This window comes from Pseudomonas sp. K5002, from assembly GCF_013386655.1.
Taxonomy (GTDB): domain Bacteria; phylum Pseudomonadota; class Gammaproteobacteria; order Pseudomonadales; family Pseudomonadaceae; genus Aquipseudomonas.
Window position 1 is genome coordinate 1 of the sequence record NZ_JACARK010001061.1, and the last position, 244, is coordinate 244.

General features: G+C 61.5%; 1 pseudogene. It reads left to right on the plus strand.

The window, feature by feature from the left end:
* Positions 1 to 177, plus strand: a pseudogene (locus HX846_RS33160) (chemotaxis protein); the annotation flags it as partial.
* Between the last annotated feature and the right edge of the window lie 67 nt (positions 178 to 244).

Below are 244 nucleotides of genomic sequence, written 5' to 3' on the forward strand. Positions count from 1 at the left end.
CGCCAGAACCAGGACATGGCCCGCGATGCAGTGGCGCTGATGACCGATGGCCGCCTGCAGGCCGAGCAAGGGCTGGCATTGGCGGCCGAGGCGGGCACAGTGATCGTCGAGATCCAGGACGGCGCCCAGAAAGTGGTCAGCGCTGTAGGGCAATTCGCCAATCAACTGAGCAGCTAGTCACCCGGGCTCATGCTTGAGGTATCGTAGGTTTTTTTTCCGAGCCTTTCGTCCATGAGCCCTAACC